The 10,965-nt window shown below is 62.1% G+C and carries 11 protein-coding genes; 8 read left to right on the top strand and 3 right to left on the bottom strand.

The annotated features are described in order from the left end of the window. Position 1: 1 nt before the first annotated feature. Both NSQ78_RS11515 and NSQ78_RS11510 read right to left on the bottom strand, forming a co-directional pair. Entirely contained in the window at positions 2 to 1,099 is a 1,098-nt protein-coding gene (locus NSQ78_RS11515; protein ID WP_043033512.1) for a UvrD-helicase domain-containing protein, read from the bottom strand. Then, positions 1,077 to 2,657 (bottom strand): AAA family ATPase, encoded by a 1,581-nt coding sequence (locus NSQ78_RS11510; protein ID WP_026070029.1) that lies wholly within the window; start codon positions 2,655 to 2,657, stop codon positions 1,077 to 1,079. Before NSQ78_RS11510 ends, NSQ78_RS11515 begins: the two co-directional genes overlap by 23 nt. A gap of 274 nt (positions 2,658 to 2,931) precedes the next feature. Here NSQ78_RS11510 and NSQ78_RS11505 point away from each other — a divergent pair, with 274 nt between their 5' ends. After that, a complete protein-coding gene (locus NSQ78_RS11505) occupies positions 2,932 to 3,984 on the top strand; it encodes a DNA-binding protein (protein ID WP_021201903.1) in 1,053 nt (350 codons plus the stop codon). Between the two features lie 20 nt (positions 3,985 to 4,004). Here the strand turns inward: NSQ78_RS11505 and NSQ78_RS11500 are convergent, their stop codons facing one another. Continuing rightward, positions 4,005 to 4,763, bottom strand: coding sequence for a hypothetical protein (locus NSQ78_RS11500; RefSeq protein ID WP_223224790.1), 759 nt, complete (start codon positions 4,761 to 4,763; stop codon positions 4,005 to 4,007). 132 nt (positions 4,764 to 4,895) lie between these two features. On the opposite strand from NSQ78_RS11500, the gene NSQ78_RS11495 reads away from it, so the two are divergent. The 7 genes from NSQ78_RS11495 (at position 4,896) to NSQ78_RS11465 (ending at position 10,937) form a co-directional block, all read left to right on the top strand. Next, a complete protein-coding gene (locus tag NSQ78_RS11495; protein ID WP_043033515.1) occupies positions 4,896 to 5,246 on the top strand; it encodes a helix-turn-helix transcriptional regulator in 351 nt (116 codons plus the stop codon). Positions 5,247 to 5,420: 174 nt separating this feature from the next. Continuing rightward, positions 5,421 to 5,840 (top strand): transcriptional regulator CopL, encoded by a 420-nt coding sequence (copL, locus tag NSQ78_RS11490; RefSeq protein WP_012480218.1) that lies wholly within the window; start codon positions 5,421 to 5,423, stop codon positions 5,838 to 5,840. 113 nt (positions 5,841 to 5,953) lie between these two features. After that, the gene (locus NSQ78_RS11485; protein ID WP_012480217.1) at positions 5,954 to 7,822 is read left to right on the top strand and encodes a copper resistance system multicopper oxidase; all 1,869 of its coding nucleotides are present in this window, start codon (positions 5,954 to 5,956) and stop codon (positions 7,820 to 7,822) included. Then, positions 7,819 to 9,087, top strand: a complete 1,269-nt coding sequence (locus NSQ78_RS11480) for a copper-binding protein CopB (RefSeq protein WP_005413421.1) — start codon at positions 7,819 to 7,821, stop codon at positions 9,085 to 9,087. The genes NSQ78_RS11485 and NSQ78_RS11480 overlap by 4 nt, the downstream gene beginning before the upstream one ends. A 12-nt stretch (positions 9,088 to 9,099) precedes the next feature. Then, positions 9,100 to 9,783 carry a cytochrome c gene (locus tag NSQ78_RS11475; protein WP_230374551.1) on the top strand — a complete coding sequence of 228 codons (684 nt, stop codon included), beginning with the start codon at positions 9,100 to 9,102 and terminating at the stop codon, positions 9,781 to 9,783. Positions 9,784 to 9,852: 69 nt separating this feature from the next. Next, positions 9,853 to 10,398, top strand: coding sequence for a nuclear transport factor 2 family protein (locus NSQ78_RS11470; protein ID WP_223224792.1), 546 nt, complete (start codon positions 9,853 to 9,855; stop codon positions 10,396 to 10,398). A 173-nt stretch (positions 10,399 to 10,571) separates the two neighbouring features. After that, complete coding sequence (locus tag NSQ78_RS11465; RefSeq protein WP_019184727.1) at positions 10,572 to 10,937, top strand: DUF411 domain-containing protein; 366 nt, start codon at positions 10,572 to 10,574, stop codon at positions 10,935 to 10,937. Positions 10,938 to 10,965: the final 28 nt, after the last annotated feature.

Here is a 10,965-nt window from a genome sequence, read left to right as displayed (position 1 = left end):
TCTATGCGTCTGCGCTGGCAGGCGCATAGAGCTGATGACCCGGCAACGCGCACGCGCCGGCATACACAAAGGCCACGCTTTGCCGCGCCCGGGTGAAGGCCACGTAGTATTTCGGCGGCGCGGTGATACGCGCTGCATCGGCCGTGCGCAGGTACTGCGTCAACGGCCCGTTCGGAAAGATGAGGACCCGACTGTAGGTGCGGCCCTTGCACTGCCCAAAGTTCACCGCCGGCAGTCCGTCGCACGCCTGCCGCCGGTCATGCCGGAGCACGGTGGGGGCGAACTCCTGCATGTACGCGGCCACATCCCCTGGAGCGACGAGGTAGATGCCATCGTGTCCGGTGACCTCGCCATTGCCTGATTGGGTCCGCGGCATCTGCGGATAGAGCGTGTCAGCCATATCGCACAGGGCCTGGACGCAGCGCAGACTGGTGAGGCGGTGATCCAGCCGGCATAAGCCGTCGGCCTCCCAAATCTGAAACAGCGCTGCCAGATTCGGACCACGGTATTGGCTGTACCTTTGCGCATAGTTGGTCGCATACGTGGCTTGGCGCGTATCGCCTACCAACGTGATGGCAATCTCGCTCTTCAACAGCCGTTCGACCAGATCCAGATCAAAGCCGGCCAGATCCTGGACTTCGTCGATGTAGAGCTCGTCGTACATCGCCGCCAATCGCGCCACGACCTGGCCTTGGGTCAGCTCATCGCAGCGCACAGCGAAATCGGCCGCTCGGTCCGAATACATCCGGTTGCCCGCCAGGTAGTGGCGCGCCACCTGGGTGCGTGGGGCGCGGTTGTTGGTGACACCTTCTACGAACAGGATGGTCTCGATGCGAGGCTCAGGGCAAAGCGCAGCCTGGTACGGGCGAATGCACTGGCGCAGCAGAAAGCCATACCAGCTGTGCAAGGTGACATGCGCGGGGACCGCGCCTGCGTGGGCCTCAAACGAGCGCCGGATCTCTTCCAGGTTTTCCAGCGTGTAGGTGACAATCGCGATGCGGCGCTCAGGTCGCTCCAAGGCCTGCCGGACCAGCAACGTGGTCTTGCCCGAGCCGGCTGCCGAGAGCAGGACCCGGTTAGGTGATGGCACGCTGGACATAGTCCGGGAACCTGATCGAGTGCGGGCTATTGAAAATCGCCAAGGCCGTATCGGTCTTATGGCCCTTCATGTACTTGAGCAGCGCCACCTCATCGGCAAAGGCCTTGCCCAGCACGGTATTGAGTTCGGCCAGCGAGTTGGCTTTGATCAGCTGCTCTTCCAGCGAAGGGGCGCTCTCGTCGGAATCGTAATAGATCGCGTTGATGTGCTCGGCATAGCGCTCTTGCACAACTGCGATATCACCGTCGTTGTCGGTGATCACCTTGGCCTGAATCCTCAGTCGATCGGCAATCTGCAAGAAGCGTTTGAATGCCAACGACTTGACCGAAATGATGTCTACGCCGTGAGCCATCGGCGCCACGCCGTGATGGTCACTGTAGGCACGCTGCACGATCAGTTCGTCGGAAGGGCCTTCCACCAGGATCGCCTGCTTGGCCAGGATCAACCGCAGCGTGTCGTGGCCCGGCAGCTTCATGAAATAGTCGTGGGTATCGCTGGGCAGCTGGTCCAGCTTCATCTGGCCTTGCGCGCTGAACAGGATCACGTTGTCCACGCCCAGCTTGTTCAACACGAAGCTGCTGTGGGTGGCGATGATCACCTGCTGGGCGGTGGAGAGGGCCGCAATCTTGTCGATCAGCTGGGTCATGCTGGAATAGGACAGATGGTTCTCCGGCTCCTCGATCAGCAGCACGTGAGCCGCGCCGGCCGCGTGCATCGCCAGCTTCATCTTCACCGCGCTTTGCTCGCCCTTGCCGGCCTGGGTGAACGGGAGCTCATCCAGGTAGGGTGACAGGCTGGTTTCCCACGTTGAGCGCGGCGATGTGTCCACGCCTACCGTCAATGCCCTGTGGCTGATGTCCCCGGTGTGCTCGGTCAAGTAGGCATTGATCGCTGCCACATCCGCTTCTTCGGAAAAGCTCTGCCGCATGCGGCGGAAGCTCAGCGACAGCGAGACGCGCTGCGCAGGCGTCAGTGCCTGCTCGATGATGCCGGCGATATAGCGATCGGCACCGGACAAGGTCTTGATGCCGTGCGTGTCGATGATGGTCGAGTCGAACGGAATACTACGGGCGGTGACGCCATTGTTGGCGAAGGAGTACCAGCGCACCGTGTAGTACTCCACCGGCAGGCTGACCGCGCCCTGGTGCTGCTGCAGGTAGGCGTTGAACTCCTCGCGGTAGTCGTCGTTGAGCTCGACCAGCAGCCGGATGCCGGCGGTATCCAGACGCAGGGAGTTGTTGGTGCCGCGTAACGACGCCAGCGCGGCGTCGGCGCCCAGATAGGCTTCGATGGAGATCCGTGGCGGCGAGGCCGGCGTGCCCGTGGCAAGCGCTCCCAAGTACTCCTGCACCGTGGGCTGGTGGAACAGGTAGGGCGTGAGCTCGTAGGCAAGATTGCGCCCATGCAGCTGGCCGGTGACCACCGCGTGGATGGCCTCCAGCAGGGTGGATTTACCGACCTCGTTGTCGCCCACCACCAGGTTCATGTGGGCATTGAGGGGCAGGTCCAGATGGCGAAACGACTTGAAGTTGTCGATGACGATACGTTCGATCGGCATGCACAGTCCTATGATGGCCAACGGGCTCGGTGGCGGAGCCTGCCTGCACCCTGGCTGGCCTCCTTTCCGCTCTGGGCCATACTACCCAGCGATCGCCGGCCCTGGGCGGTTTCGTACTGCTTGGGACGCCGGGAAGGGTCAGAATCCGCCTTACGCGGGATAATTCAATATTATCCCGTATAACTATTTTCGCCGACGAGCGGTCGTCTACCTGCTTTAATAGTATGTAATTACATGGTATGTAATACATTACGAAATAAAGTGAGGTGGCACGATGGCGCGCGCAGGACTCTATAAGAGTGACGTCCAGAAGGCGCGCGACGCGCTGCTGGCCCAACGCAAGAAGCCGTCAGTCGACGCGGTGCGAGTGGCCTTGGGCAACACGGGCTCCAAGACCACGATCCACCGCTACTTGCGTGAACTGGAAGGAGAGGAAGGCGGCGGTCCGGCGAGGACGGTAGCCGTTAGTGATGCTTTGCAGGACTTGGTTGCGCGCTTGGCCTCGCGGCTCCAGGAGGAAGCAGAGGCCATCCTCACCCAGGAGCGTGAGCGCCATCAGGCTGAGCTCCACAGTCGGCAACAGGCGCTTTCCGGTGCCCAAGAGGAGGCTGCCGCCTTGAGCAGTCGGCTGCAGCGCACCGAAGCAAGCCTGCACCAAGAGCAAGCTGCTCACGCCCTCCTTCAACAGAATCTAGGTGACAGGATCGCGGAAATCGCCCAGTTGAACGAGCGCATCGCTGGCATGACGGTGCGGCTGGCTGATCATGAGGCGCATACGCGTTCTCTGGAGGACAAGCATGCCCATGCCCGGGAAGCGCTTGAGCACTACCGCACTTCAACCAAAGAGCAGCGTGAGCAAGAGCTTCGCCGTCACGAGCATCAGGTCCAAGAGCTGCAAGTAGCCTTACGTCAGGCCAATGAAGCCTTGGGCGCGAAGAATCAGGAGCTGTTGGTGCTGAACCGCGACAATGGTCAATGGCTGGAGCGCCACGGGCGGATTGAGCGTGAGCTTGCCCAGCTACGACAGGCCCACGAAGGCCAACACAGCGAGGTCGTGGCGTTGCGCCAGACCGCGACGGACTATTTGGCACTGCAGGAGCGCTGGAAGACTGACGCCAAGACCTTGGATACCATGCGCAACGAGCTAGCTCAAGTTCAAGACACCCTTGCGCGGGAGCGTGAGCGCCGCGAGAGCGCTGAAGCCGATGCGTTGCGTGCCAATGCACGTCTTGAAGCGCTAGAGCCTCTACTGAATCAACTGACGCCAGCACAAAATGCGGTGAAGAAAACTCGGCGCGGCCATGCGCAAGATGGGGGAGCCGACTGACGAGGCTGCTCGTTTGTCTGCTAGCGGCTGGGGTGGCGCTCACCTGTCCAGTACGCCCATTCCATAGGGACGACCCAATCTACAAACAGTTTGGCTACTGAGGACTCCGGTGCCAAATGATAGGGCTTGAACATGCCTTGCTCGGGCGAACTGGTCATCAGGTAGCGCAGGCGCTTCTGGACCTCCTGAAAGATGGCTTCCCGCACATGGGCGCTGTCGTGCACGCCAAGACGCATCGCCACCGAGGCACCTTGGCGTACCGCCGCCCAGCAGCAGTAACGCCACCGCGCGATCGGCAAGCCCCGCGGTCCGGATTGAAAGACGAACCCCACATCACGTGCCCAGCCTGGGTCGAAGTGATGTTTGAGCAATTGCTGCTCCAGAAACTGCTCGGTCTCCCAGAGTGCAAGTTCATCCCACAGCTCCAGTTTCGCGTCCGCCAAGTCTACATCGTGTGCCATATCGCCGAGTTGGTCTTCCAGCACCGGGAGCAGGTGCCTGCGCTCGTGGGTAGACCAGGCGAAAGCCCATTGCAGATCTTCGATGGGCGTGACCTCGGCATCGGGGCGGATCTGCCATCGATCCGCTGGCCAGGGAACTTGGATCAAGGCCAAGTCTCGCAGCGTGTCCAGCACCAGCAAGGTGGAGCGGCGTGTGGGCGCCACCGGTAGGCGTCGTAGCTGCGCGGCTAACAGTGCGGCTAGGAAAAGGGTGCCACGAAGGCCCAACTCCTCGATGCTGGCGACCCCAGATGGCGTCATTGACGAGGTTCCGGGCATGCGGTTTCCGGGGATGAGGGAGCGGCGTGGCTCCTGGGGGGGGGGGGGGGGGGGGCGGCGCTACCGGTGTCGCCGGTTGCCTCAAAGCTAAGAATATCTTAGTATGCAAGGCTGGGTACATCCGCCATCCTTATGGGGTCTCCATGGGGTGCGCGCGTGACTTTGTCCGTCGACTCAACACCGACCTTCGCTCGACGCCTCAAACAAGCCCGCCTGCACACGGGTTTGTCGCAGAAGGAGTTGGGCATCCGGGCCGGTCTGGATCCTCACGTGGCCAGCCCCCGAATCAACCAGTACGAGCGTGGCAAGCACGAGCCCATGCTGGAGATTGCTGAGCGGTTGGCCCAAGCGTTGGGGATCCCCGCCGCCTTCCTTTACACCGACGATGATCTGCTGGCCAAGTTGCTCCTGCGCTGGGGCTCGCTAAGCAAGCAGCAGAAGCGCGAGTTGGTGAAGCTGATCGAGGCCACGCCCGAGAAGTAAACCGAACAAGCGCTCGCCCTATGGGCAACTCTTCGCCTCAACCCGCCCTTTGGGCGCTTCTGGAGGGAGCTGCAGTGTCCGCGGCTAGTGCGACTGACAAGTCGCGACATCTCAGGCTTACTTGAGATTTTGTTCACGACCGATACACACGCGCCTTGTCTAAAGTGATATACCATGTCGCCCGTGTCAGCCTCCTCACTTCTACTGCGACTGTTCCTGATCGCCATGCTCGTGCTTAACGGCGCGTGGTCGGCGTTTGCGTCCGTCAGTATGAACCCGGTCATGGAAGAGCAGGCCAGCGAAGTGGCTGCCGCGGTGCAAGTCGACGAAGACTGCTTCGCCCATCACAGTGCTGAGCATCATCCCGATGCCACATCGATTGAAAAGGCTGGCACTGGGCATGGCGACCATGCCGGTCCCGACTGTTGCAAGTCTTCTGCGTGCCGGTGCGCCTGCGTACACGCTTGCGCGAGCGCACTTCCTGCGCGCCTGCATGTTTCGGTGCAACTGGCCTTGGGCCTGGATGTCATGCCGCTGCCCCTAGGGCATGCGGCACCTGCCTTGCCTCATCTGATCCGACCACCGATCGGCTAAGCGTCCCTAGGCGCCGCAATGGCGCCGTTGGTGTGGCTTGCATGCCTGTTTAGGCCAGCCGCCCGCTCTGTACCACCGCCCGCCGGTGGCAACACGACGCTTGGAGCATTTTCATGTCGCATGATGATTTTCGTGGTCCACGCGGTGGACCGCTGCTGCCTTCGCGGCGGCGATTTGTCCAAGGCTTGGCCTTGGGAGGCGCAGTCGCAGGATTAGGTTTCTGGCCCAAAGCCAGTTGGGCGCTCAAGGGGCCGGGACAACCCAACGTACTATCGGGCACTGAGTTTGACCTGACCATTGGCGAGACGCCGATGAACTTCACCGGCAAGACCCGCACCGCGATCACGGTCAACGGGTCCGTTCCGGCGCCGTTGCTGCGGTGGCGGGAAGGCACCACGGTCAACTTGCGCGTCTCTAATGCATTGCCCGCTAACTCCATCCATGGCGCGGACACCTCCATCCATTGGCACGGCATCATTTTGCCGGCCAACATGGACGGCGTGCCGGGTCTGAGCTTTGACGGTATCGGACGTGGTGAGACCTACCACTACCGGTTCACCCTGCATCAGGGCGGAACCTACTGGTACCACAGCCACTCAGGGTTCCAGGAACAAGCCGGGCTCTATGGCCCGATCGTCATCGACCCATTGGAGCCGGAGCCCTTCAGTTTCGATCGCGACTACGTCGTGATGCTGAGCGATTGGACAGACCTGGACCCGACGGCCCTGTTCGATCGTTTGAAGAAGATGCCGGGCCATGACAATTACTACAAGCGCACGGTCGGCGATTTTGCGCGCGATGTGAAGCGCAACGGCCTGTCGGCCACGTTGGAAGATCGCAAGATGTGGGGCGTGATGCGGATGACGCCCACGGACCTGTCCGACGTCAACGCCAACACCTACACCTACCTGATGAACGGCACGACCTCACTGGGCAACTGGACCGGTTTGTTCCGCAGTGGCGAGAAGGTGCGCCTGCGTTTCATCAATGGCTCTGCCATGACGTACTTCGATGTGCGTATTCCGGGGCTGAAGATGACCGTGGTGGCGGCAGATGGCTTGTATGTCCATCCGGTTTCCGTCGACGAGTTTCGCATCGCGGTAGCAGAAACCTTCGATGTGATCGTGGAGCCCTCCGGGCAGGACGCATTCACCATCTTTGCCCAAGACTCCGGTCGCACCGGCTACATCAGCGGCACGCTCGCTGTGCGCGAAGGATTACGCGCGCCCGTTCCGTCTGTGGATCCCCGGCCGCTGCTGACGATGGCAGACATGGGCATGGATCATGGGTCGATGGATATGTCTGGCGGCAGCAAGGGCATGGAAGGCGGCTGTGGTGCGGCCATGGGCATGCCTGGCATGACCCCACCTGTCAGCGGTAACGCGACCTCGGCCCATGCAGGCCATGCGATGCCCGCCGCCGGCGATGGTGCCATGGCAGGCATGCAGCACGGGGGCATGCAATCACACCCTGCTAGCGAGACCAACAATCCCCTGTTGGACAACCAAGCCATGAGCGTGAGTTCGCGCTTGGATGATCCGGGCAATGGCCTGCGCGATAACGGCCGTCATGTGCTGACGTATTCCATGCTCAAGAGCACCTTTGAAGACCCTGACGGACGCGACCCCGGTCGCGAGATCGAGCTGCATCTGACCGGACACATGGAGAAATTCTCCTGGGGCTTCAACGGTCAGAAGTTTTCCGATGTCGAGCCGCTGCGGCTGAACTACGGCGAGCGTATGCGCATCGTATTGGTTAACGACACGATGATGACCCATCCCATCCATTTGCACGGCATGTGGAGTGACGTGGAGGACGACAACGGCAACTTCATGGTGCGCAAGCACACGGTGGATATGCCGCCAGGTAGCCGACGCACGTATCGCGTGCGTGCCGATGCGTTGGGCAGCTGGGCGTTCCATTGCCACCTGCTTTATCACATGGAAGCCGGAATGATGCGCACGGTGAGGGTCGACGAATGAACATCAATAGACGCGATACCACCCTGACTGCGCTGACGGCTATCTCGCTGGCCCTGGCCAATGCGGCCAGCGCCCAATCTATGCAGCACGGCTCCATGCAGATGGAGCAGGGCGCGCAGACCCAGACTCAGGATCACTCTGCACATCAGGCACCGACATCAAAACCTGCGCCAGCCCAAAAGCCTGCAACACCGGCCAAGACGAGCGAAGCGACGATCGATCATGCGGCGATGGGCCACGCCGAGCCGCAGGCTAACGCAGCCGAGCCTGCCATGCAGGGCATGGACCATTCGCAGATGGGGCACGGCTCGCCCGCGAGCACACCTGCGGCGCCCACAGCGCAGGCGCAGTCGATGCAGGGCATGGATCACAGTCAGATGGCACAGCCCGCTGCAGCCGACACCTCCGGCACGGCCACGCCTGCGATGCAGGGGATGGACCATTCGCAGATGGGCCATGATTCGCCCGCGCCCGCTACACCAGAAGCGGGAATGCAATCGATGGAGGGCATGGACCACAGTCAGATGGGACACGGGCCTGCAGCGCCAACGCAGCCGCGCACCCCGATTCCCGCGGTGACGGACGCGGATCGCAAGGCGGCCATCGCGCCGGAACACGCGCATCCGGTGCATGACAACTCGATCAAGAGCTACGTGCTGCTCAATCGCCTGGAAACCTGGGATGCCGATCCGGGCACCGGGCTGGGCTGGGAGGGCCAGGGCTGGATCGGTACGGACCTCAATCGCGTCTGGCTCCGCAGTGAAGGCGAACGCACGGATGGTCAGACCGAGTCGGCTGATCTGGAAGTGCTTTACGGCCGCAGTATCTCCACGTGGTGGGATGTGGTGGCCGGTGTGCGTCATGACTTCAAGCCTGGGGCATCGCAGAACTTCGCCGCTATCGGTGTACAGGGCTTGGCGCCGATGAAGTTCGAAGTGTCCGCCACAGCCTATCTCGGCGAAGGGGGCCAGACTGCCGCCAATGTCGAGGCCGAGTACGAATTGCTGCTAACCAACCGGCTGATCTTGCAGCCGCTGGTGGAAGTCACCGCCTATGGCAAGAACGATCCATTGCGCGGGATAGGTTCGGGTCTGAGTGCCGCTGAGGCGGGGCTACGACTTCGCTATGAGTTCACCCGAAAGTTCGCTCCCTACATCGGCGTGGTGTACGAGCGCGCGTTTGGCAATACCGCAGACATGCGACGCGAGCATGGCGAGTCCTTTGAAGACACGCGCTTGGTCATCGGCCTTCGTACCTGGTTCTAAGGGGAACTGACAATGAAATCCAACAAAAAGATGTGGGTATGGCTCGGTGCCGGCGTGGCATTGGTTGCGGTGGTCGCAACCGCCACGCTCTCTCTGGGCGTGTACAACGTGGCCGCCGACGATCCGCATAGTCGCCCGGTGTATGCGCTACTTGAAACGGCGCGCGAGCGTTCCATTGAGGTGCGCGCCGCCAAGCTTCAGCTACCCACGAACCTTGATGATCCTGAGCGTATCCGCCAGGGTGCGGGCAACTACAACGCCATGTGCGTGACCTGCCATCTTTCACCAGACGCGGCGGCCACCGAGATGAGCAAGGGCCTGTACCCCGCGCCACCGAACCTAAGCAAACAGCCGGTCGCTCCAGCTGAGGCGTTCTGGGTGATCAAGCACGGCATCAAGGCCAGCGGCATGCCCGCTTGGGGCGGCAGCATGGACGATGAGTTCATATGGAACATGTCGGCCTTCCTGCAGAAGTTGCCCACGCTGGACGCGACTGCGTACAAGGAACTTGTCGACAGCAGCGAGGGCCATTCGCATGGCGGCGGCGAGACGCAAGGCCACCATGACGACGAAAAGGCCGAGGATCACCCTGCCTTATTCGAGCCGGGCAACACTCCATGCCGCATGCGCACCCGCCGGGCGTGGACGACGATCACCACGGCCCGACACCCAGCGACACGGAAGTCGGGTTGGTGAGCCACGGCCATCCCGACGGCAAGGTGGAGTCGCACCCTGCACCACACACGCCCGTGGCCGATGACGGCCATGCGCACCCCCATTGATCTTCTTGGAGCCCACGCAATGAACGCAACAGCAATCTCGTTCACCCTCGCACTGGCACTGGCCGTCGTGTCCCCCGCAATGGCGCAGGCGACACAGCCGCACGCACATCACCCCGCTGCCGCGGCATCTGCGGACGTCGACGTCCCAGTCACTGCAGAGGCCGCGGTCGCCGTAGCGGAGCGTTTCAACAGGGCCCTGTCTAGCGGCGATCTGGCCACGGTCGAAGCCCTGCTCGCTGCCGACGTTCTCATCCTCGAGTCCGGGGGCGCCGAACGCAGCCGCGAGGAATACATGGGCCATCACGCAGTCAGCGATGCGGCGTTCCTCAAGGGCGCCCATCGCCAGCTGCTCCGTCAGCGCGCACGAGCCGCTGGCGAGTTCGCGTGGGTCGGAACCGAAAGCGAGTTGCATGCCCAGAAGGACGGCCAGCCACTGACCGTCCAGAGCGACGAGACGATGGTGCTGAAGGAGACCGCGGACGGCTGGCGGATCGTCCACATCCACTGGTCCTCGCGGACCAAGCGCTGAGTCGAGAGATTGAAATGACTACGCTCACATTGCACCGTCTGACTTTTGTGGTCCTTGCCGTGGCTGGTCTGGGTGCTTGCACCCAGGATGCTTCATCCGCGCAACCCACAACCTCGCCCTCCGCACAGGTTGTCGTCCAATCAGCCGACGCGACTCCAGCAGCCCTGCCACGCATGACCGTCCACAAGACCCCGACCTGCGGGTGCTGCGGTGTCTGGATCGACCACGTGCAGAAGGCGGGATTCACCGTGGATGTGCACGACATGGATGACCTGGGTCTGGTCAAGGAGCGGTTGGGTGTCCCCTATGCAAAGGGCTCCTGCCACACGGCCGAGATCGGCGGATACGTCATCGAAGGCCACGTTCCGGCCGCGGACATCAAGCGTCTCCTCGAAGAAAAGCCGAACGCACGCGGCCTGGTCCTCCCAGGGATGCCGCTTGGTTCTCCGGGCATGGAGGTCCCGGAGGGACGCCAGCAGCCGTTCACGGTCGAGCTGATACATCGCGACGGAACCACTGAACCGTTCGCACAGCACTGATCCGTCGCAGCAACAGGGGACGGTGTTG

Source organism: Stenotrophomonas sp. FSL W7-1447 (genome assembly GCF_037966425.1).
GTDB classification, from domain to species: Bacteria; Pseudomonadota; Gammaproteobacteria; order Xanthomonadales; family Xanthomonadaceae; genus Stenotrophomonas; species Stenotrophomonas pavanii.
Note: the sequence above shows the minus strand (reverse complement) of the source record. Positions and strands in the feature narration are given on the sequence as shown.